The organism is Thermosynechococcus sp. NK55a (assembly GCF_000505665.1).
Classification (GTDB): domain Bacteria; phylum Cyanobacteriota; class Cyanobacteriia; order Thermosynechococcales; family Thermosynechococcaceae; genus Thermosynechococcus.
The window spans coordinates 2,150,210-2,171,317 of sequence record NC_023033.1; the positions used below are offsets into that span (position 1 = coordinate 2,150,210).

The 21,108-nt window shown below is 54.2% G+C and carries 19 protein-coding genes and 1 tRNA gene; 10 read left to right on the top strand and 10 right to left on the bottom strand.

What is annotated here, in order from left to right; genetic code table 11:
- Positions 1 to 10: 10 nt before the first annotated feature.
- Positions 11 to 478, top strand: coding sequence for an EVE domain-containing protein (locus tag NK55_RS10440; protein WP_024125670.1), 468 nt, complete (start codon positions 11 to 13; stop codon positions 476 to 478).
- On the opposite strand, the gene NK55_RS10445 is transcribed toward NK55_RS10440, so the two are convergent.
- The 5 genes from NK55_RS10445 to NK55_RS10465 all read right to left on the bottom strand — a co-directional run bounded on the left by NK55_RS10445 (position 475) and on the right by NK55_RS10465 (position 4,837).
- Positions 475 to 1,017: a hypothetical protein gene (locus NK55_RS10445; RefSeq protein ID WP_024125671.1), complete on the bottom strand. Its 543-nt coding sequence runs from the start codon at positions 1,015 to 1,017 to the stop codon at positions 475 to 477. The two genes, NK55_RS10440 and NK55_RS10445, sit on opposite strands and share 4 nt — an antisense overlap.
- A 35-nt stretch (positions 1,018 to 1,052) precedes the next feature.
- Positions 1,053 to 2,144, bottom strand: coding sequence for a glycine cleavage system aminomethyltransferase GcvT (gcvT, locus tag NK55_RS10450; RefSeq protein WP_024125672.1), 1,092 nt, complete (start codon positions 2,142 to 2,144; stop codon positions 1,053 to 1,055).
- Complete coding sequence (locus tag NK55_RS10455; RefSeq protein ID WP_024125673.1) at positions 2,137 to 4,188, bottom strand: thioredoxin domain-containing protein; 2,052 nt, start codon at positions 4,186 to 4,188, stop codon at positions 2,137 to 2,139. Before NK55_RS10455 ends, gcvT begins: the two co-directional genes overlap by 8 nt.
- On the bottom strand, positions 4,172 to 4,561 hold the full coding sequence (gene folB, locus NK55_RS10460; protein ID WP_024125674.1) for a dihydroneopterin aldolase: 390 nt from the start codon (positions 4,559 to 4,561) through the stop codon (positions 4,172 to 4,174). Before folB ends, NK55_RS10455 begins: the two co-directional genes overlap by 17 nt.
- 195 nt (positions 4,562 to 4,756) lie before the next feature.
- Positions 4,757 to 4,837 (bottom strand) — tRNA-Leu (locus NK55_RS10465).
- A gap of 280 nt (positions 4,838 to 5,117) precedes the next feature.
- Between NK55_RS10465 and NK55_RS14325 the strand changes: the two genes are divergently transcribed.
- Positions 5,118 to 5,270, top strand: a complete 153-nt coding sequence (locus NK55_RS14325) for a hypothetical protein (protein ID WP_255325350.1) — start codon at positions 5,118 to 5,120, stop codon at positions 5,268 to 5,270.
- A 44-nt stretch (positions 5,271 to 5,314) separates the two neighbouring features.
- Here NK55_RS14325 and pxcA read toward each other — a convergent pair whose 3' ends face one another.
- Positions 5,315 to 6,700, bottom strand: a complete 1,386-nt coding sequence (gene pxcA, locus NK55_RS10470; RefSeq protein ID WP_024125675.1) for a proton extrusion protein PcxA — start codon at positions 6,698 to 6,700, stop codon at positions 5,315 to 5,317.
- 83 nt (positions 6,701 to 6,783) lie between these two features.
- Here pxcA and NK55_RS10475 point away from each other — a divergent pair, with 83 nt between their 5' ends.
- The 8 genes from NK55_RS10475 to NK55_RS10510 all read left to right on the top strand — a co-directional run bounded on the left by NK55_RS10475 (position 6,784) and on the right by NK55_RS10510 (position 16,336).
- Positions 6,784 to 8,799 (top strand): recombinase family protein, encoded by a 2,016-nt coding sequence (locus NK55_RS10475; RefSeq protein WP_162147189.1) that lies wholly within the window; start codon positions 6,784 to 6,786, stop codon positions 8,797 to 8,799.
- 64 nt (positions 8,800 to 8,863) lie between these two features.
- Complete coding sequence (gene metG / locus NK55_RS10480) at positions 8,864 to 10,453, top strand: methionine--tRNA ligase (protein WP_024125677.1); 1,590 nt, start codon at positions 8,864 to 8,866, stop codon at positions 10,451 to 10,453.
- Positions 10,454 to 10,518: 65 nt separating this feature from the next.
- Positions 10,519 to 11,214: an NYN domain-containing protein gene (locus tag NK55_RS10485; RefSeq protein ID WP_081711789.1), complete on the top strand. Its 696-nt coding sequence runs from the start codon at positions 10,519 to 10,521 to the stop codon at positions 11,212 to 11,214.
- Positions 11,201 to 12,427, top strand: coding sequence for an LPS export ABC transporter periplasmic protein LptC (lptC, locus tag NK55_RS10490; RefSeq protein WP_024125679.1), 1,227 nt, complete (start codon positions 11,201 to 11,203; stop codon positions 12,425 to 12,427). The genes NK55_RS10485 and lptC overlap by 14 nt, the downstream gene beginning before the upstream one ends.
- A 27-nt stretch (positions 12,428 to 12,454) precedes the next feature.
- Complete coding sequence (locus NK55_RS10495) at positions 12,455 to 13,048, top strand: 2OG-Fe(II) oxygenase (protein ID WP_024125680.1); 594 nt, start codon at positions 12,455 to 12,457, stop codon at positions 13,046 to 13,048.
- A gap of 42 nt (positions 13,049 to 13,090) precedes the next feature.
- The gene (locus NK55_RS10500) at positions 13,091 to 13,621 is read left to right on the top strand and encodes a hypothetical protein (RefSeq protein ID WP_024125681.1); all 531 of its coding nucleotides are present in this window, start codon (positions 13,091 to 13,093) and stop codon (positions 13,619 to 13,621) included.
- Positions 13,622 to 13,646: 25 nt separating this feature from the next.
- Positions 13,647 to 14,105: a hypothetical protein gene (locus NK55_RS10505; RefSeq protein WP_024125682.1), complete on the top strand. Its 459-nt coding sequence runs from the start codon at positions 13,647 to 13,649 to the stop codon at positions 14,103 to 14,105.
- A 212-nt stretch (positions 14,106 to 14,317) separates the two neighbouring features.
- The gene (locus NK55_RS10510; protein ID WP_024125683.1) at positions 14,318 to 16,336 is read left to right on the top strand and encodes an IMS domain-containing protein; all 2,019 of its coding nucleotides are present in this window, start codon (positions 14,318 to 14,320) and stop codon (positions 16,334 to 16,336) included.
- On the opposite strand, the gene NK55_RS10515 is transcribed toward NK55_RS10510, so the two are convergent.
- The 4 genes from NK55_RS10515 to NK55_RS10530 form a co-directional block, all read right to left on the bottom strand.
- On the bottom strand, positions 16,329 to 17,207 hold the full coding sequence (locus NK55_RS10515) for a carbohydrate ABC transporter permease (protein ID WP_024125684.1): 879 nt from the start codon (positions 17,205 to 17,207) through the stop codon (positions 16,329 to 16,331). The two genes, NK55_RS10510 and NK55_RS10515, sit on opposite strands and share 8 nt — an antisense overlap.
- Positions 17,204 to 18,352: a glutamine-hydrolyzing carbamoyl-phosphate synthase small subunit gene (gene carA / locus NK55_RS10520; RefSeq protein ID WP_024125685.1), complete on the bottom strand. Its 1,149-nt coding sequence runs from the start codon at positions 18,350 to 18,352 to the stop codon at positions 17,204 to 17,206. Before carA ends, NK55_RS10515 begins: the two co-directional genes overlap by 4 nt.
- A gap of 264 nt (positions 18,353 to 18,616) precedes the next feature.
- Positions 18,617 to 19,675 (bottom strand): heat-inducible transcriptional repressor HrcA, encoded by a 1,059-nt coding sequence (hrcA, locus tag NK55_RS10525; protein ID WP_024125686.1) that lies wholly within the window; start codon positions 19,673 to 19,675, stop codon positions 18,617 to 18,619.
- Positions 19,676 to 19,788: 113 nt separating this feature from the next.
- Positions 19,789 to 21,087: a recombinase family protein gene (locus NK55_RS10530; RefSeq protein ID WP_024125687.1), complete on the bottom strand. Its 1,299-nt coding sequence runs from the start codon at positions 21,085 to 21,087 to the stop codon at positions 19,789 to 19,791.
- Positions 21,088 to 21,108 lie beyond the last annotated feature (21 nt).

Below are 21,108 nucleotides of genomic sequence, written 5' to 3' on the forward strand. Positions count from 1 at the left end.
AGACTCTTTGATGGCAGGCATTTGGTTACTGAAGTCGGAACCAAGCGTTTTTTCCTGGGAGGATTTGAAGGCGGCTCCACAACAAACCACCTGTTGGGAAGGGGTACGCAACTACCAAGCTCGCAATTTGATGCGCGATTGTATGCAAGTGGGCGATCGCGTGCTTTTCTACCACAGTAATGCCAACCCACCGGCAATCATGGGCATTGCTGAAGTTGTCAGGCCCGCCTATCCCGATCACTTTGCTTGGAACCCTGACAGTCGCTACTTTGACCCCAAAAGCACCCCTGACAATCCCCGCTGGTTTATGGTGGATATCCAATATCGCCGTGACTTTTTGCCCCCAATTACGCTGCCGGAACTGCGGCAAACCCGTGGCCTTGAAGGGATGCTGCTGCTGCAAAAGGGCTGCCGTCTTTCGGTCCAACCGGTTACTGAATCGGAGTGGCAAATCATTCTCAGCTTGCGATCGCCCTAGGGTTGACGAGACAGAGGGCGTAGATAGGGTAAATTTTTGACGTGGCGATCGCTGGAATACTGGAAACCAAAATCCGCATACTCGGCAGTATTCACCAGTCGCCGAAAAGCAGATAAGCCAATCCGCCGTTTGCCATCGAGGCTGCTCACCTTGGAGTGGGGATTGTTTAGGTCTCCCCCTAGGAGTTGAAATGCCTCTTCGGGAGTCAGCCACTCTATGTTGGGATCACCGCTGGGAATTTTCTCTTCAAGGTGTTGCAGTTTTCTCACCAAGCTCTCCCATAGATTCCGGCGAGGTTGTTGCTGCTGAGAACGGCAGGTCAGCGATCGCCACCATAGCTGCAGTTGCACCCCCAAATACTGGAAAAAACGCTTGATCAACCGCCCCATCTGATTCAACAGCAGCGGTAATCCCGTTGGCGGTGCTGGAGACGATCGCTCAACCACAACCGTACTCCAGCCGCAGGCGCTACACACTTGGCGGCCAGAGGATAAGGGTTTCCCTAAACGGGCGCCACAGCGTGGGCAAGTTTCCAGCATGATTCCAGTATGAATGACGTTTCAGCATGGATAGATTAAATTTTAGCGGTTGACCGCGACCGGCGATAAAAGGGGCGAGGCACCACCACTGCTGGCACCCAGCGATCGCGCACCTGCACCGCCAGTTCACGACCTATGTGGGCAAACTCTGGAAAGACATAGCCAAGGGCGATCGCCTTCCCCAACGTGGGCGATAGGGTGCCACTGGTAACCTCCCCCACAGCCTGGGCTCCTGCATAGATTGGGTAGCTGTGGCGAGCAATGCCTTTGCCCAGTAGTTCTAACCCCACCAATTGCCGCTCAATGCCCCGCTGCTTTTGCGCTAAAAGGGCAGCACGACCCACAAAATCGGGCTTTTGCCAATCAATTAACCCATCGAGACCCGCCTCTAGGGGGGTGGTTTGCTCATCCATATCCTGGCCGTAGAGGAGCATGGCTGCCTCCAGCCGCAGCGTATCCCGCGCCCCCAACCCACAGGGAGTAACACCTGCCGCCAACAGGGTTTGCCACAACTGTTGTCCCACTTCGGCCGGGACAAGCATTTCCCAACCATCTTCGCCCGTGTAGCCGGTGCGTGCGATCCAAGCGGGCTGTCCCAGTAGGTTGACTTGAGTATGGCGATAGGCCTTGATTGCCCCTAGGGGGCGATCGCACAGGGGAGACAGCGTTGCCGTTGCCGCCGGCCCTTGAAGAGCAATCAGCACCTGGGTCGCCGACTCATCGATTAGCTCAATACCGGCCGGTAAATGCGTTTGAAACCAATCCCAATCCTTAGAGGTTGTGGCTGCATTGACAATACAGCGCACTTGACCCTCGTCAATGTAGAGAATGAGATCATCCACAATCCCCCCGGCGGCATTGAGAAGAACCGTATACTTGGCTTGACCGGGCTGGACCTGGCTCAGATTTGTGGGCACCAAGTTTTGCAGCGCGGCTACCACCCCATCGCCCCGCAACACAAACTTGCCCATATGGGAAATATCAAACATCCCTACCTGCTGCCGCACCGCTTGGTGTTCCTGCAAAATGCTACTGTAGTGCAGGGGCATTTCCCAGTTGCCAAAGGTGGTAAACCGTGCTTCCTGATGCAGGGGATAGAGAGGGGTGTGCCGTAAGGATTCACTCATCGGTGACTACCGGAAATAGACTATCTAGTTGTTGTTCGAGTTGAGCGGCGGTCAGCGCCGGTTCACGGCAGCGCCAGCCTTCACAGACCAAGGCCATAGGCTCTAGGTCATCGCGAACTTTGAGCACGGCGGTTGGTAAATAGCGATCCCAGAGGGAGGCTGCCTGATCAGAACGAAGTTGGACACAGACAGGGTGAAGATACCACTGTAATGCTGCCAATAAGCTGGGACAGCTTTGGGGGGCCTCCCGCATGAATTGGCTAAAAAAGCGCAGTCCCTTTTCTGCCTGTTCGAGGTAGGTAGGATTTTCTGTGAGCAAAAAGAGTTGAACCAAGTTGGCGATCGCCACCCCATTGGCAGAAGGTGTGGCATTATCTAGACCTTCCCGCTGGCGCACAATCAAATCAGCTCGCTCTGGGGCATTGTAGTAGCCCCCATCCTTTGCCCCCAATTCCTGATCAAACAGGGTTTGATACTGGGTGGCCAACGCCAACCACGGCTGCGCCGCCTCCCCCACGGCTAAACTGGCTTGATGCAGGGCAAGGAGAGCTTGGATCCAGTAGGCATAATCCTCGGCCTGAGCTACCTCCGCCACGGTGCCCCCATAATTGAGGCGATAGAGTTTGCTCTGTTGATACTGATGATCGTGGAGCCATTGAGCCGCTTTAGCTGCTCGCTGCCAGTAGGTGTGCTCTCTCCAGACTTGGGCTGCCGTCGCTAAGCCAGTAATCATCAGGCTATTCCAAGCCAAAATCATTTTTGTATCGGTGACAGGGGGAATTCGTCCTGGCCAAGCCCGCCCTTTGGCAGTTGCGTTATCAGTGGCCACGGGAAAGGGCTGATCCATGGGCGTATCGGCACCATAGCGGCGGGCAAAGAGTTTGCGCAGAATCGGCCCCAGCGCCTGAGGATCCTCTGGAGGGCGCACTTGCTTGAGCACAATCTTGCCCTCGAAGTTGCCACTGGCAGAGAGGTCAAAGTGGGCTTGCAGTTGTCTCAATTCCGTTGGGGTGAGGGTCTGCTCTAGCTCCGCGTACTGCCAGCAATAAAAGGCGCCCTCCTCGGGTTCGGGGTCATTGGCATTGACAAAGCTATCAGCATCCTGAGCTGCATAGAAGTACCCCTCAGGGGCGGTCATTTCGCGATCCAGCCATTGAATTGTTTGGGCAATTGCAGCGGGAATCTGGGGAAAGCGATCGCCCTGCTGCCACAGCCGCGCTAAGTAGGTCACAATCTGGCCATTGTCGTAGAGCATTTTTTCAAAGTGGGGCACTGTCCACTGGGGATCCACGGTGTAGCGATGCCAACCACCGCCAACGTGGTCATAGATGCCCCCCTGCAAGAGGTGGTGTCCCCGCCGCCGACACAGGTGCAACAGTTCTGGGGGATTCGGACTTAAAGCCAGCCCCTGTAGGAGCATTTGGGCATAGGGCATCATGGGGAAGCAGGTGCCTTGGGGGCGATCGCGCAAAATCGGCGTCACTTGATCAATCCCTGCCCTTAGCAGTTCTTCAGTCAGGGGGACGGCCTTTCCCGTCTCGGTGGGGGGTGCCAGATACTGCCACAGGGTGGCCTGGTGAGCAGTGAGCTTCTCTTTTTCTTGGTCATAGAAGCGACGCACCGCCTGCAACACCTGCAAAAACCCCGGGCGGCCATAGCGCGGCTGCACCGGAAAGTAGGTTCCCCCATAAAAGGGACGGCGATCCTGAGGGGTAAGAAAGATATTCAGCGGCCAGCCCCCTTGACCCGTCATCAGTTGCAACGCCTGCATATAGATGCTGTCAATATCGGGCCGCTCCTCGCGATCCACCTTAATCGGCAGGAAATAGGCATTGAGATAGGCGGCAATCTCCAGATCCGAGAAGGCTTCCCCCTCCATCACAGTGCACCAGTGGCAACTGGAATAGCCAATCGAGAGAAAAATCACCCGATCCTCCGCAGCGGCTTTGGCCAGGGCTTCATCACACCACGGCCACCAGTCAATGGGGTTTTCGGCGTGCTTGCGCAGATAGAGACTTTGGCACTGGCTAAGGCGATTCGGCATGGGGGCGTACCATTTCGACGCTAATTTGACCCGTAAAGTTGGGCACGGGCGGGGCGAGCTTTGTCACACGCACAGCAGCCCGCTGCACTTGGGGCGGTGCAAGGCAAAGGCTGATAATGGCTGCCGCTAGGGTCTCGATTAACTGAAAGCGCTGCTGCTGCATTAACTGCTCAATGGCTTGCAAAAGAGGGCGATAGTCAAGGGTGTCCTCCAAGCGATCGCTGGCGGCGGCGGGTGCCATATCAAACCAAAGTCTAATATCAATCTCAAACCACTGGCCAAGAATTTGTTCCTCTGGGAGAGCGCCCGTATAGCCGTAGTAACGCATTCCCGAAAGGTGCAGACAGTCAGTGGTGGACTCGCTCAAGGACATGCATCCATAACCAGGCAGGAAAAAGTCTTCTGGGCGGATTGATTTTTTTGTCTCCTGCTCTTTGATCACTGTATCGCCAAAATGCTGCCGATGGCGAGCTTTCCCTTTAGAGACCTTGCCTTCACTGTGGCCTGGATTGGCAATGCCACGGGGGCGATCGCCCCCCTCCTAGATGCTCTTTTGGGGAAAACCCAATGCGGATGGCGAGACTCGAACTCGCAAGGCAAAGCCACACGCCCCTCAAACGTGCGCGTATACCAATTCCGCCACATCCGCGTAGCTTTGTCATTATAGCGCAGATTCCTAAATTTCTGAAAGTAGTCTCTGGCCTCTCGATAGCAGAAAATTCGGGAGAGAAGCTCCTCCTTTCTAAAATCTCTTACTCGCTGATCTTGGCAGAACTGCCATGAATACAGCAGCAGTGTCACCGTCAAGAGGATTCGCTACTATGAGGAGTTAGAGCTGTTGCCGTTGGCAGAACCCGTGGTGGCTATCGTTTCTTTGCTCGCCTGAGCTTTATTAAACTGTCCAGTCCCTTGGTTTTACTCTGAGGGAGATCAAGGCCTTTCTTGAGGTAGACGATCGCGGTGAGATTCCCTGTGACCCCATCAAGGAAAAGTTAGAGGAGAAATTGGCTACCAGTTACACATTCTTAAACAGGAATTACAAGGCCTCCTATCCGACTGGCGATCGCCCCCACAACCCCTAAAGGGCGCGATCTGTCCCATTCCCCCGCCAGTGATGCGCTCCTAACTACTCGTTCATATTCTTGTAGGTGGCCACTGCCGAAGGGGAAATCTGGTTGAGATAACGGAAAATCCAATACTTAAACACTGTATCCAGCATCACTGGAAAGGTGGCGATGAACATATTGATAAAGTCCTCATTGCGAGGAAAGCCAAAGTGCTCGAGGGTATTATTCACCAGCACCTCCCAGCCGTGGGGAGAGTGGAATCCGACAAAGACATCCGTAAATAGAATAATCACAAAGGCCTTGGCGCTGTCACTGAGGCCATAGACCACCTCATCCAAAAAGGCCTTGACAATGGCCAGTTGCCGTTGACCTGTAAACACCAGTCCCAAGAAGACCGCAAAACCCAAGGCGTCGGAGAGGATGTTTTTCAGGGGTTCAATCAGTTCCTTTTGATATTCTGTGGAGAGCTCGATCGCCTTTTCGCGGATGCGGTTTTGGATCTCCTCTGAGGAAATCGGCACATTACTCACAAGGCTTTCAAAGCGAATTTTGTTCTCAAAGCGGGCTAGTTCATCAAGGATGTTGTCCTCCAGTTGGGAGTTAATAATCCGTTCAATTTGCCCCACCGCCTTAAAGTGGTTAACAAGGGGGCTGACGATGAGCGCCTTGGAAATTTGCTGAGTCAACAGGGGCAAAATCACGAGCAACAGCATAAAACGAACCGCCAGGCGGGTACGCAACTTTGAGGTGCGAAAATCACGAACGACTTCAGCTTCAGTGGCTTCATCGGAATTGAGTTCGCGGCGAAAGCGATCGGCGGTGCGCAAAATCGAGCGGGGAATAAAGCTGCTGCTATCCAGCTTGGAATCACTGGTGAGATCATCACTAATATATTCCGAGAGATAAAGAGAATCCTCCTCAATTTTGTCGAGGGCGGCTGCCTGCTGGCGTTGTTGGGGGTCTTGGCGACTGAGGCTAGGACGGGCTAGGGCATTGAGTTCCTTTTCCCGCTGCCGTTTATAGCGATTGAGGGTGGCATCAATGACCCGCAGCTTTTCATAAACGCTGGGTTCCGCCGTCGTGTCACTGACGGTAGCCGTCACTGTATAGGTTTCCGTTGCACCATTGACCCTATCGTTGACAGGAGTGGGGGGGCTTTGGGGGGGAGCAAGGGGCAAAATTTGACGGCTTGCCCGAAACTCTGCCATCCGCATACGAATGGTTTTCAGCAGTTGTTTTAGCTCTGTCTCGAAATAGCTAGAGACTTCGCCCACGGGCAGATTGAGGGGACTAATGGGTTGACCGTCAAAGTGTTCCAGTTCAATGGCGCGAATTTTCAGAGCGGCTTCATAGGCTTCCTGTAGGGCCCGGTTAGGAGTTGTGAGATACCACTGTTGTGCATGCTTGATCCAGTTTCTAAGGCGAACAAAGGGATTGCTGGACATTCCTGTTCTTCTCAATGGCTGCCGCAAAAGCAGTAAATCGATAGGATAGATAAAATCGTAGCAAATTAACTTTGCAGACTTTGTTGGCAGTGTTACACTGGATCAGTGGCGGTAGTCGCAGCGGCAAAACCTATGCACTGGTGAGGGAATTTGCCCAGTGGGTTCAACAGGACAGCCCAGTGATTCCCCGCGAGCGATCGCTCCTCTTTTTGACGGATACAATGGAAGGCCGCCAAGCCATCGAAACGGAAATTCAGGCGCAGTTGGGCAGTGGCTATAGGCCCTATATCGCCACGCCAATGGGCTTCATGCAGGAGGAGGTGGAACTTTTTTGGCCGCTGCTGGTCGAGGCCAATGCCGTTGCTCCTCACCTCCCTTTACATCTCAAACCCGAAACAGAGTTGATGTGGGCACAGCGGCTGTGGCAGCCTTGGCTGCAGAACAACACCTTTGCTGTTCTGGGTGACAATCGTGAACAGCTCCGCGGCGCCGATCGCGCCACTCGCCACCTTCTCGATATTTTTCAACTCTGTGCCTTTGCCCGCCTGAGTCTGGATGATCTACCCCAACTCATTTGGGATCATCAGCTTGAAATTCCTTCAGAAACCGTGGGGGCGATCGTCACCGCCCTAAAACAGTGGCAAAGGTGGTGTACTGCCCACAGCCTTCTCACCTATGGCATTACCACCGATTTATTTGGCCGCGTTCTCCTTGACCATCCCCGCTACCAAGCCTCCTTGAAGCAGCGGTTTCAGTGTCTTCTTGCCGACAACACCCATAACTATCCCGCAGTGATGGCAGATTTGATCACCCGCTTGAACCAACCGGGGATCAAGATTGTCCTTAGCCACCAACCCATTAGCGCTGTCCGTCTTGGTCTTGGCGCCGATCCTGATGCCTTTCTCCCGCTGCAAAACCAAGCCACGGTGACGGAGTTAAGCCACTTTCCAGAAACGATTTTCGGTAAAACTGATTTACGAGTTGCCATTCAAGAACGCCTGAGCACTCCCCAATTGACGCTGCCGGAAAACATCACTGCGATTCAAACCACCTCGCGGATGCAATTGTTACAGGAAGTTGTAGAGACAATTGCTACTGCCGTGCAGCAGGGGGTAGTGCAGCCAACAGAGATTGCCATTCTCGCCCCCGGCTTAGATAGTATTGCCCGCTATGTCCTCAGGAGTGAACTTGAAAAACGACGGGTTCCCCTTGTCATCCTGAATGAGCAACGCCCCTTGATTCAATCCCCCCACGTACGTGCCCTTTTGACGCTGTTGTTATTCGTTTATCCACGAACAGGAATCATCCCAGAGGCAACGGCGGTTGCGGAGATGCTAACGGTTTTGCTGCCGCGAGAGATTGACGTCGTGCGGGCAGGCCTGCTCTCTTACTATTGTTTTCAGCCGGGGCTGGAGCAAGCTGAACTGCTACCGTACACCCACTATAGCCACTGGGATCGCTTTGGCTATCGTGCCACGGAAGCCTATGAGAAGTTGCGACATTGGCTGAGTACACTAGATTCTAGCCAGCCGCCGGTGTATCTCCTAGAGGCGGCAATTCAGCGCTATCTCTGGCCGCAAAACCTAACAGCCGGTGAATTGGCCCCCCTGCGATCGCTCCTTGAGGGCACGGCCGCCTACTGGCAAATTTATGATCATCTCCCAGAACAGCAAGCCACACCAACAGCTGAGCGGCTGCGGGAATGGATTTACCTGCTGCGGCGGGGAACTCTGACCGCAGATCCTGCCCCTCCCCTGCGGCAGCCCCAAGGGGTCTTACTGGCGACGACGTTTCAATATCGCAGCGCCCAACTCGCCCATCGCTGGCATTTTTGGTTAGATGCTGGTAGTCCACGGTGGCAGGATGGCGGCTTGCAATGTCTCTGGCAGGCACCAATGTTTCTGCGGCAGGGGTTGGCGAGCCCCAGTGCGCGGGTGTGGCAATTGGAGTCCGAACGTTTGGAGCATTTACTGGTGGATTTGTGTTCGCGGGTGAGCGATCGCCTATTCCTTTGCCACAGTGACTTGACAGCCAATGGCCGGGAGCAGGAAGGCCCCCTGAGTCCTTGGGTGGATCTGGCGGTGGGCGATCGCCCGTAAGCTGTTACTAGTGGCACTATGATAAATAACGCCATTTGCTCGACCTCCTAGGGAGAAACACTGCTTGTTACCGCACTTTTCACTGACCACCCCCCTGTACTACGTCAATGCTCTTCCCCACATTGGCAGTGCCTACACGACTATTGCTGCCGATGTTCTCGCTCGCTTTTATCGTTTGCAGGGCTATCAGGTGCGGTTCATTACCGGTACCGATGAGCATGGCCAGAAAATTGAGCGCACAGCACAACAGCGGGGTTTGAGTCCCCAAGCCCACTGCGATGAGATTGCCGCTGGTTTCCAAGCCCTCTGGCAACAACTGAATATCCGCTACGATCGCTTTAGCCGCACCACCAGTCCTCGCCACCATGCCATTGTCAAGGAGTTTTTTCAGCGGGTTTGGGACAACGGCGACATTTATCTAGGTCAGCAGCAGGGTTGGTACTGTGTCGAGTGTGAAGAATTCAAGGAAGAACGCGAACTGCTTGAGGGTCGGCGCTGCCCGATCCATGTGAATCGGACGGTGGAATGGCGAGACGAGCGCAACTATTTTTTCCGCCTCTCGAAATATCAGCAGGCGCTCCTAGACCACTACGCTGAACATCCTGACTTTGTCCAGCCCCCCAGCCGTCGCAATGAGGTGCTGAGTTTTATTGAGCGAGGGCTGCAGGACTTTTCCATTTCGCGGGTGAATCTGGCTTGGGGGTTTCCCGTGCCCACGGATCCGGAGCAAACCCTCTACGTCTGGTTTGATGCCCTCTTGGGCTATGTCACCGCCCTCTTGGAACCAGAAGATGAGCCGACCTTGGCCAATGCCCTCAAAACCTGGTGGCCAATTAACCTGCACATTATTGGTAAGGATATTCTCCGCTTCCATGGGATCTCTTGGCCAGCAATGTTGATGTCGGCGGGCTTACCACTACCAGAGCAAATTTTTGTCCATGGCTTTCTGACCAAGGATGGTCAAAAAATGGGTAAAAGTTTGGGGAATACCCTAGATCCCTTTGCCTTGGTGGCGCAATACGGTGCCGATGCAGTGCGCTACTACTTCATGAAAGAAGTGGAGTTTGGCCGCGATGGTGACTTTAGTGAGATCCGCTTTGTGAGTATTCTCAATGCGGATCTGGCCAATGATCTGGGGAATTTGCTCAATCGCACGCTAAAAATGGCTTGGAAATATACCGATGGGAAGGTGCCCAATGTCCAAGGAGCAGCAATTCCGCGAGAGCATCCCCTGCGGCAACTGGCAGAGCACCTCAGCCAAACCTATGGCCAAGGGTATCGGCAATTAGCCTTCCATGAGGTCTGCCAACAGGCCCTGACCCTGGCCCGGGCGGGGAATAAGTTCCTTGATGAGGAGGCACCGTGGAAACGCTATAGGGCAGGAGAAACCGCAGCGGTGGCGGAGGTTCTGTACTGTGTATTGGAGTCGGTGCGCCTTGTGGCCTATGTGCTTGCCCCGATTATCCCCCAACTGAGTGAGGCCATCTATGGGCAGTTGGGCTATAGTATTAAATTTAATGGATCAGTTGCCCCAGACCTTTTGGGCGATCGCCAAGCCCAGTGGGGTGTTTTACCTGCGTCACAACCTCTGGCCCATCCAGAGCCGATTTTCCAAAAACTGTTGCTGCCTGCAACTGTCGCCGATTCCCCCTGACGCGCGATACCCTAGAGGTATGACTTCATATTTCGATAACACACTTTTTTTGAGATGATTTCTGCATGGTTACATCTTCGTCTTCAGTTATTTACACGCCAGAACAGGTGTTACAAAACCGTGGGCGCGTTGCCATCTTTATTGATGGCTCCAACCTCTTCTATGCAGCGCTGCAACTGGGCATCGAAATTGACTATTCAAAACTCCTCTGCCACTTGACCCAAGGCTCCCGTCTCTTTCGCTCCTTCTTCTACACGGGGGTTGACCCCACCAATGAAAAACAGCAGGGGTTTCTGCTGTGGATGCGCCGCAATGGCTATCGTGTCGTCTCCAAGGAACTCGTCCAACTGCCGGATGGCTCTAAAAAGGCGAACCTTGACGTCGAAATTGCCGTGGATATGATGGCACTGGTAGGTTGCTATGATACTGCCATCTTGGTCAGCGGTGATGGGGATTTGGCCTATGCCGTGGATGCAGTGAGTTACCGAGGGGCAAGGGTCGAGGTGGTGAGTCTGCGATCGATGACTAGCGATAGCCTAATTAACGTTGCCGATCGCTACATTGATCTTGAGAGCATTCGCGAAGAAATCCAAAAGGCGCCCCGATCAACCTACACCTACCGTCCTATCACTGGTAACCTGACGCAATCCCCTATTGTTAACCCCCATTGGGAGCAAGATACCGCCGAAAGGAAAGATAAAGCTGCTGACAATGACTCACCCGAGACCCTAGGGAACTTAGACAACAATGCTTCTGCCTAGACCCCTCCTCCTTTGCCTTGTACTCGCCTTGACAGGCTGTGGCTGGGTGGATCAATGGGTGGGGGAGGAGCCATCCCCAGAACCAGAAATCACGGGTGATGTCAAGCTGCAAAATCTGACCCTGCGGCAAACCAACGCTAAAGGCCAACTCCTCTGGGTATTGCAGGCGGCGGGCGCGCGCTATCGCGATGACAATCGCCAGCAATTGGAGATTCAAAATCTAACGGGGGAATTAAAGGCAGAGGGTAAAACCACTTACAAGGTGCAGGCCAAGGCGGTCAATGTGCGGCAGCGGCATGGTCAACTTTGGGTTGAAGGTCGCACCACGGTCACTGATCTCCAGCAAAAGGGGACGATTATTGCCGATCAATTGGTTTGGCAGGGCGATCGCGGCGTACTCATTGCCCAGAAAAACCTGCAAGCCCGCTATCCCCAAGTGACAGTGACCGCTAAGCGCCTCGAAGCCGATAGCCGACGCCAAGAACTGCGTGCCCTCAATGCCGTTCAGGTGACCTCCGCCGCCAAGGACGTCAAGGATTTACGGCTCAATACGGAGAGTCTAGTGTGGCAGCAGGAGCCCAATCGGCTGTTGGCAGGGGTCATCGGTCAAGGGGGGGTCACAGTCGTCGGTGGGGCGGGCGATCGCCGAGGGCAGCGGCTACAAGCCCAAAGGGCAATCTGGTCAATTAGCGATCAACGGGTCACCCTTGAGGGGGATGTCCGAGTGCAGCTTCCCAACCCTGCTCTGCGCGTTGAGGGAGAAACGGTGCGCTGGTTAATTCCCCAACGGCAATTGGTGAGCGATCGCCCCCTGCGGGTCAGCTATCCCAGCCAAGGCATTGAAGGGCAGGCCAATCGCGGTGTCTTCCTGATTGCTGAAAACCGCGCCATCTTTGACAAGGTCCAAATCAATAGCCAACCTCAACAGTCGCAACTGCGTGCCCAACGCCTCAATTGGTGGATTCCCCAAGAGCGGCTAGAAGCTAGCGGTCAGGTGGAAATCCAGCGCCCCAATGCCCAACTACGCACAGCTCAACTGATTTGGCGGATTCCCCAGCAGGAAGTTGAAGCCCAAGGGGGAGTCTTTTACCGCCAGAGCAATCCCCGCATTCAAGTTCAGGGACAGCGGGCAAAAGGGTGGCTTGATCGCCAAGAGGTGATTGTCAGTGGCAATGTTCAGAGCAAAGTGCCGTTGCGAGTGCGCCTTCCCTAGACTGAATCATAGAAACAATCAGTCCCTATGAGTACCGCACCACTGCAAATTCTTGACTTGGGGGGTGAAATTCTCCTTTTCCAGCGTTTGATTCCGGTTCACCAGTGTCAGCAGGTGATTGCTACAGCTGAGAAGGTGGGGTTTGAGGATGCGCAAATTCTCATGGGAACGGTCGATCGCTCCGTGCGCGGCGGCAGTTTGCTCCGCTTTGATCCCCAAGACCCCCAACAGGCGATGATGCGGCAGATTCTTCTCCAGGCCACGCAAACAATTCAAATCGTCCTCTACCAACACTATGGGATTCGCTTCCCTGAAATTGAAAACTTCTCCATCCTGCGCTATCGGGTGGGCGAGGGCTATCGCCGCCATGTGGACAACCTATTGCTGGCCAGTCGGCAAATGGAACTGGCCCAAGGTATCCCGACGCGGGATGTCAGTCTGGTGGGCTATCTCAATGAGGACTTTGAGGGGGGAGAAACCTATTTCGATCGCCAAGGGGTAAAGGTTACCCCACGGACGGGAGATATTGTTGTCTTTCCCGCCTACTACACCCATCCCCATGCCGCCTTGCCCGTGATCCAGGGCACTAAATATGCCTTTGCCACTTGGTTATTCTATTGATGAATGATGATTGAATGATGATGAACCCTTGAGGTAATACCAATGACTGAACCCCTGCGCTTCAAAACCTCGCCCCTGGTTTCTGGAACACTCCTTGCCCTCTACGGCGCACTCACGCTGCCCCTCCCGTTTTTGGCGGTACAGACGGCGGCTCCCATTTCGCCCCTGCTTCTTTGGGGGGCGATCGCCCTCGGGGGTGTGTTCCTCTGGGGGGCGCTGAGTCAACGGGTAGAACTGGATGCTGTGGGAATTCGCCTCACCTATCCCCATTGGGTTCCCCCCTTCCTGCGGCAGCAGTGGCAACTGATTTGGTCAGATATTCAAGGGCTTCAGCCCCGTAGTACCAGCCAAGGGGGCTGGGTCTATTATCTGGTGACTGCCACAGGTCAAGGGTATCTTCTGCCGATGCGAGTGGCGGGTTTTGCCCAAATGATGCGTGCCATTGAAGCCCATACGGGATTGCCCACAGATGTAATTAAGCCCCTCGCTCAACCTTGGATGTATGGTATTTTGGCTGTTTTTACGCTGCTGTTGGGCGCTGTTGATCTATGGGTTTTAACCACTGTGGGATAATGGGGACGTATTTGGGTGCTGAGCGATGACCATGAGTGCGAATCGGTTTGTGGGATATCTGCGTCGAGGAGTGGTGTGCCTGCTCCTGAGTGTCCTGTGTTGGTCAAGTATCGCCACGCTGCCGGCGATCGCTGCTATTCCAGTGCGGCTCTTTGACCTGAATTACCACGAATGTCCGCCAGAAATTGGTGAGGGTTCGGTCACACCCGGGGGTACCACCCTCAAGGCCAACTGCTACCTGATTACTGGTAAAGCAGAGAATAAATCCGGCAAAACCGTGGTAGATGCCGATGTCTTTGGCCGTATCTACGATGCCAATGGTAATCCAGTGTTGCAAAACCGCACCCGGGTCGGTGCAATTGATGTGATTCCACCCGGCATCAGCGAGTTTGAAATTCGCATTAGTGTGCCCTACGACCAACCAGAGCCTTTGCAGTTAGAGCAATTTAAGGCCTCTGGCTTTACAGCAAAAGTACGCGGTTAAGCCCCCCGTCTCTCCTCAGTCTCCCACTGAGGGACAGAAATTGTGATACTTTAGAATCCCTGTCACTCCATTTTTCGGGAACACTAGCACTATGCCGTTTCATTTCTAAACGTTGAGCAACTGCCGGCAAAGGTTCTCTGTTGGTATTGGGCGTGCATGAATGTGCTGTCATCGTTGATAGACGAGTTCATCCTATAGAGGTTTGGGTTCAGGTGCGCATTCCTCTCGACTATTACCAAGTGCTGGGTGTGCCAATTCAGGCAACGCCGGAGCAAATTGAGCAAGCGTTTCAGGATCGGCTGCTGCAACTGCCTACCCAGCAGCACTCCCCCACCACAGTTGCCACCCGTCGGGAACTCATTGAGCAGGCCTATGCAGTTTTGCGAGAACCGGAGCAGCGCCATGCCTACGATCGCCACTGCCGTGCGGTTGATGCCGAGGATTTGATTGTCCAGTTGGATCCCGATGCCACCGCTCCCTACATTGAAATTAGTGATGAGCAATTCTCGGGGGCACTCCTACTGCTCTATGAACTGGGAAATTATGCCCAAGTTGTCAAGTTGGGAGAAGTATTTCTCAAAAAGGATGTTCTTGATCTCAATCGCCCCTACACTTCTTCTGCCGCCGTTGCCGACATTACCCTCACTGTGGCTTTGGCCTATCTGGAATTGGGACGCGAGGAATGGCAGCGGCAGTCCTACCAAGCAGCCGCCTCTCAGCTAGAAGCCGGTCTAGCGGTACTTCAGCAGCGGTCAAACTTGTTTCCCGAACTCCAGGAACAGTTTCAGACGGAACTGAATCGGTTACGTCCTTACCTTATTCTAGAGTTACTGGCACTGCCTCTGGCCGATAGTGTGAATCGGCAGCGGGGTATTTTGTTGCTGCGGCAAATGCTGAGTGAGCGCGGGGGTGTTGAGGGGCGCCGTGATGATCACTCGGGACTTGCAGTTGAGGATTTTCTGAAATTTATTTTGCAACTGCGCAGCCATCTTACCGTGGCAGAGCAACAGGAACTCTTTGAACGGGAATCGCGGCGTCCCTCAGCGGTGGCGACCTACCTTGCGGTACATGCCTTGGTGGCACGGGGCGTGCATGAACTTCAGCCGAGCTATATTCGTCGGGCCAGGGATTTATTGGAGCAGCTGCTCCCCAATCAAGATGTCTATCTTGAACTCGCCAGTTGCTTGCTGCTTTTGGGACAGCCCACCGAGGCATTGGCAGCTCTTGACAACAGCCAAGATCAACCGACTCTGGACTTTATCCGCCGTCATGCCGGTGAGGCTGGCGATCTACTGCCGGGGCTCTATTACTACACCACACAATGGCTCAGAGAAGAAATTTATCCTGCATTTCGGGACTTGGGGGAAACACCCGTGGCCTTGGATGCTTACTTTGCTGATCCCAATGTCCAAACCTACCTAGAGGCTCTCAGTGACGACTCTATTGCCTCTGAACCCCCTGCGACCACTGCCTCTGCGCTCCCTGAAGTGATGAGACCAACGGTGGCTGTGCCCCCTCCCGTCTCCTTCACAGCGGAAACGTTACCTTTGCAGGATCAGACTCGGCTAGGTCAGGGCTTTTCGGCATTGGCTTCGACCACTTCTTCAACTGCAACGGGGACAGCCACGCCCCAACCATCCACTCGCAAACGGCGCCGCCCTGGAAACAGTTGCTCCCAAAAACGTCAGACTGGGTTTTGGATGGGTGCAGGAGTTGTTCTTGTTGGTTTAGGAGCGTTGGCAAAAGTCTATTGGCCAGCCAAAACGGCTGAAGCCCCGATCTCGCCAGTGACACCGACTCCTGTGGCAACGCCGACCCCGACGCCACAACCGACGACCTTAGGGATCACTTTAACGCCAGAGATGGCGCGCGATCGCCTCCACACCTGGCAGCGAATGAAAGCCCAAGCCCTTGGGCCAGCATTTGAGATGGACAAACTAGCAACGATTTTGACGGAGCCAGAACTGAGCCGCTGGCGATCGCGGGCACGGGGCCTACAGTCCGAGGGCAGCCATTGGGTTTATACCCTAAAGAACTTAGAGGTGAAGGAAGTCCGTCTCCAAAGGAGCGATCGTGTCGATGTGTTGGCGGAAGTCAATGAGGATGCCCGTTTCTATGAACAGGGAACCCTGCGCAATGATATTTCCTATAGCAATCCCTACCGGGTCATTTATACCTTTATCCGTCGCGGCAATCAATGGTTGATTCAACGCATGCAGGTGGTTAGTTAAGGGGCATTTCCACTTGTCGGCCAAGCTTGAGATTTAAGAGGGACAAAGACAGGATAAACAGGAATAAAATCAGTCCCATCGTACAGGCGTAGTTTATCTCTAAGCGCTGAAAGGCATTCTCGTAGATGTAATAAACAATGGTCTTGGAGCTATTGAGGGGACCCCCTTGGGTCATGACATAGACTTCTTCAAAGACCTTGGTGGCAGAAATTGCTGAGATAATGCTTACCAAAAGAAGATAGGGGCGCATCAGTGGCAATGTAATATCCCAATGCTGTTGCCAGCCGTCACTGCCATCGATCGCTGCCGCTTCGTACAGTTCACCGCTAATCCCCTGAAGGCCCGCCAGATAGATCACCATGTAGTAGCCCAAGCCTTTCCAGATGGTAACGGCCATGACACTAAAGAGGGCGAGTCGGGGACTCGTCAGCCAAGGAATGGGAGTGTCCCGCAGATGCAGACCCTGTACTAGTTGATTTAAGAGGCCATTGGGGGCATAGAGCCAGCGCCAAGCAATCCCCGCCACCACCATTGAGATAATCACGGGGCTGTAGTAGGCAGCACGAAACCAGTGGATGCCCCGCAGGGGTTGGTTGACAAGAATCGCCAGCAGCAGAGGCGCGATCGCCAGAATTGGCACCACCACCACTAAATAGAGGAAAGTATTGCCCAAGGTTTTCCAGAAGACGCCATCGCCCCACAACTGGGCAAAATTGGCCCACCCTACCCACACGGGGGGGCTCAGGAGATCGGTTTCATAGCGGGTGAAACTGAGGAAAAAGGCCTGTAGGGCTGGCCAAAAGACCGTCAGTGTTAGCAACCCTAAGGCAGGGGCAAGAAAGAGGTAGGGGGTGAGGGATTGCCCTTTCATTGGCTGCGGGGATGTTGTTGACGATAGGCACGCATTTGCGCTACAAACTCGCCAAAGAGATAATCGGCATCGTGGGGGCCGGGGCTGGCTTCCGGGTGGTACTGCACTGAGAAAATTGGCAATGTTTGGTGCTTCAAACCCGCAACGGTTTTGTCATTGAGGTTAAAGTGAGTAATCTCTACGGGAGTTTGGGCAAGGGATTCTTCGGTGATAGCAAAGCCGTGGTTTTGGCTGGTAATTTCCACTTCCTGGGTCAGCCCAGCGGGCTGGTTCACCCCCCGGTGACCGAACTTCAGCTTGAAGGTTTCTGCCCCCAAGGAGAGTCCCAACAACTGATGCCCCAGACAAATGCCAAACATGGGACGCTGCGCCCCTAGTAATTTGCGCGCGGTTTCAATGCCTTCCTGAACCGCCGCAGGGTCACCCGGGCCATTAGAGAGGAAAATGCCATCGGGGTCATAGCTGAGAATCGTTTCCGCTGGCGTATCCGCCGGCACGACAATCACACGGCAGCCATAGCTGGCCAAGCGACGGAGAATGTTGCGCTTCACGCCAAAATCAATGGCCACAACTGTCAAGGGTGGTTCCTCGGGAGCAGTTTGGGGACGAAATTCCCAAGCGGGGGGCGTTGGCTCTGTCCATTCATAGGGGGTGCGGGTGGTCACGACTTTGGCTAGATTTTGTCCCTGCATACTGGGAGCGGCAAGGACTTTTTGCAGCAGTTCAACGGGGTCAAGGATTTCTGTGGAGATGCCGCCATTCATGGCACCCACGGTACGAATTTTGCGGGTGAGGGCGCGGGTGTCAATCCCATAAATTGCGGGAATTCGATGGGCTTTGAGGTAATCAGGTAACGATTGTTGCGATCGCCAGTTACTGGGAATATCACAGATATTGCGAGCAATAGCACCCCGCACTTGGGGGCGATCGGATTCATCGTCTTCGGGGGTGGTTCCTGTATTGCCCAACTCGGGGTAGGTGAATGTCACGATTTGACCATAATAACTAGGGTCGGTGAGCACCTCTTGATAACCCGTCATGCCGGTATTAAAGACCACCTCTCCAATAGCTGTCCCCGGTGCCCCAAAGGAAAAACCACGAAAGACTGAACCATCGGCGAGAACCAGCAAGGCGGGTGTAGGCATTTCAATATTCTCCAAGTGTCCCTAGGAAAGGCCAATAACTTATTGTGCCCGATCCAGCCAATGGTTGACCGCACAGGGTTTGCCCTTGTGTTTTCGGGAATGCCCATCCTCTTTAGGGCATGGGAGGGCAGCGGTGGCTGCTTTCCTCCTCGGTTGAGGAATTTGGCTTTAACCAGTATAGGGCTACCGGTTTTTTTGAGACTGGGCTGGCTCTCTGCCTACCTCATCCCCAAAAGCTCAGCCCCTTGCGGAGCTGAGGAGCACTCACCTATAGCGACTGACTTGCTCTGTTAAATAATCTGCCGCTGTGGCCACTAAGGGAATAATCTGGGCATAGGGCATCCGCGTCGGCCCTAGAATGCCAACGCTGCCTACGGGAGAGTCCCCATAGCAGTAGCAGGAATAGACCAAGGTACAGGACTGCATCGGCGCTAGGGTATTTTCACTGCCAATGCGGATTTGCACTTGGGACGGAGCTTGGCTATTGCTACTGATCAGGGGAGCCAGTTGATCCTGTTGGTCTTCGAGAAGATGCAGTAGCATTTGTACCTGCTCCACTTGGGAAAATTCTGGCTGCTGGAGGACATCTGCAAGACCACTGATGACAAAGGAGGTCCTCTGGTGGCTGCAGCGATCGCTCAACTGCCGCAGTAGGGTCTGAAGCTGCTGGCTGTAGGCCTGAAACTCCAAATCCAGTTTTTGCCAGTCAATGGCACTGAATTCCACCAGCGATCGCCCCTGCAACTGATGATTGAGGAAGTTGGTCAGTACCTGTAGGGTGCGCTCCCGTAGTTCGGGATCTTCTTCCTCCTGGCCCAGTTGAATGAGCGCTGATTGGGTTTCGTAGGTATCCAGAACAAGAATTACCATCACCTGCTGCGCATCCAAAGCGACCAGTTGAATCACCCGAATTTGTCGCTCCAAAGAATTGGGCAGCGTGATTAGCGTAATGTAGCCACTGAGATCCGAAAGCAACTGCGCTGCTTGCCGCAAGATCACCTCAAGACGTTGTTGTCCCCAAATAAACCGCTCACTCAAGAGACTCTCGGCTTTGCGAGCTATATCGGGAATAGGCTGGATCAGTTCATCCACATAAACGCGATAGCCAGAATCGGAGGGCACCCGCCCGGCGGAGGTGTGGGGCTGGTAAAGCAGGCCGCTTTTCTCGAGGAGTAGCATCGTATTGCGCACGGTGGCTGGGCTGACGTTCAGGTTATATTCGGTGGCGATCGCCTTTGAGCCGACGGGTTCTGCCGTAGCAATGTAATGGTTAATCGTAGCGCCCAGAATTTGCTTTTGGCGATCGCTGAGTTCAATCGTCATAACTTCTTACACCTGCAATTTCTTATTGGTGTTTTTTATTTATCTATATCTATAAACTAATCTATATACCCTTCCCCTTTCAGCTCTCCAGCTAAGGGGGGCACTGGAAGTGGTTAAGGCCCACTGCCAATAGTGGGTTCCCAAATAAATTGTAAATGGACAGACCAAGGCTGTGGGGGGCGGCTGCTGACCTGTATGGCCTGTAAAAACTCCCGTAGATAAAAGCGTTGCTCTGCGGCTGAGAGTTGGTACCAAAATTGAGGCTGACCCAGGGTCACCGCCAGTTGCAAGAGATTGCTAGGGGGCAGTTGTGCCTGCTGTGCCTCAATGCGTGCCCGCTCCCCAGCCAGTTTATAACGGCGCAGTTGAGCCGTTTCCGCATCCAAGAGACCTTGGCCTTCTAGTTCCGTGAGTTGTTGCAGCTGCCTGTCAATGACTGCAATTTCGGTGGTGAGGGGTGACGATGGTAGGCAAAGTTCAGCGATCGCCGGCGGCAGGCGTTCGGCAATTTGATCAATCACAGCAGCCAGGGCAGCGTTGTAGGGAATGCTGCGACACTTCGGGGAAAGCGGACAGTGGAGGGGACGCAAATAGGCATATTGGCTGGGTTGGCGATAGGGCTGCACCTGAGTCCGGCCAAAGCGTTGCTGACATTCGCGGCAAATCACCAATCCCGCCAGAGGATGGGGAGCACTGGCACTGCGACGGGGTAGAGAGCGTTGGCGCCGCAACAGCCGATCCACCTGAGCCGCTTCATCGGGCCCAATCAGGGGGGCATGGGTCTGGGGAATCACGGTTTTTCCTTGGTAGTAAAGGTGGCCGCGATAGACGGGGTGGGTCAGCCAGCGCCGACCTGTGGCTACGCTAATCCGCTTGTGGTGAGTGTGGGCAATAAAGCGCACCGCCGCACTGAGGGAGCCATAGAGGAGAAAATGCTCAACAAAATCCTTGACGACACCAGCTGCCGCTCGATCAATCACATAGTGCTCTTTGCCTCGGCGATAGCCATAGGGGGCACGACCCGGCGGGGGACGGTGCTTGAGACGATTACGAGCGTGGTTGTGGCAGCGGGTTTGCTGGTGGAGTTGCTGCTTAACCTGATCCCAGAGGGACAAGAATTGATCTCCAGCGGGGGGGCGATCGCTCACGTAGCCTTCAGCGAGGGCAATCACGGTCATCCCTGCTGTCTCCAGTTGCCGCAGGCGATCGCTCACTTCCATCACCGTTTGGCCAAGGGCACTTAATTGCTGCAAGAGCCAATACCCAGGCACTAGCCGCTGCAACCAGTACCGCAACTGCGGCCGGGCGGCCTCCACATCCAGTACCCAGTGGTCAATCTCCTGTCCCCACACTTGGGGATCGGGTAGGGGCTGCCAGAGGGGGTCAATGTATTCGTAGGCAATAATAACCACACATTACATAGCCACGATATG

Bases quoted from the DNA above. Each gene is read 5' to 3' on its own strand.
- NK55_RS10440 (WP_024125670.1), top strand. From the start codon at position 11: ATGGCAGGCATTTGGTTACTGAAGTCGGAACCAAGCGTTTTTTCCTGG.
- NK55_RS10445 (WP_024125671.1), bottom strand. From the start codon at position 1,017: ATGCTGGAAACTTGCCCACGCTGTGGCGCCCGTTTAGGGAAACCCTTA.
- gcvT (WP_024125672.1), bottom strand. From the start codon at position 2,144: ATGAGTGAATCCTTACGGCACACCCCTCTCTATCCCCTGCATCAGGAA.
- NK55_RS10455 (WP_024125673.1), bottom strand. From the start codon at position 4,188: ATGCCGAATCGCCTTAGCCAGTGCCAAAGTCTCTATCTGCGCAAGCAC.
- folB (WP_024125674.1), bottom strand. From the start codon at position 4,561: ATGTCCTTGAGCGAGTCCACCACTGACTGTCTGCACCTTTCGGGAATG.
- pxcA (WP_024125675.1), bottom strand. From the start codon at position 6,700: ATGTCCAGCAATCCCTTTGTTCGCCTTAGAAACTGGATCAAGCATGCA.
- NK55_RS10485 (WP_081711789.1), top strand. From the start codon at position 10,519: ATGGTTACATCTTCGTCTTCAGTTATTTACACGCCAGAACAGGTGTTA.
- lptC (WP_024125679.1), top strand. From the start codon at position 11,201: ATGCTTCTGCCTAGACCCCTCCTCCTTTGCCTTGTACTCGCCTTGACA.
- NK55_RS10495 (WP_024125680.1), top strand. From the start codon at position 12,455: ATGAGTACCGCACCACTGCAAATTCTTGACTTGGGGGGTGAAATTCTC.
- NK55_RS10500 (WP_024125681.1), top strand. From the start codon at position 13,091: ATGACTGAACCCCTGCGCTTCAAAACCTCGCCCCTGGTTTCTGGAACA.
- NK55_RS10505 (WP_024125682.1), top strand. From the start codon at position 13,647: ATGACCATGAGTGCGAATCGGTTTGTGGGATATCTGCGTCGAGGAGTG.
- NK55_RS10515 (WP_024125684.1), bottom strand. From the start codon at position 17,207: ATGAAAGGGCAATCCCTCACCCCCTACCTCTTTCTTGCCCCTGCCTTA.
- carA (WP_024125685.1), bottom strand. From the start codon at position 18,352: ATGCCTACACCCGCCTTGCTGGTTCTCGCCGATGGTTCAGTCTTTCGT.
- hrcA (WP_024125686.1), bottom strand. From the start codon at position 19,675: ATGACGATTGAACTCAGCGATCGCCAAAAGCAAATTCTGGGCGCTACG.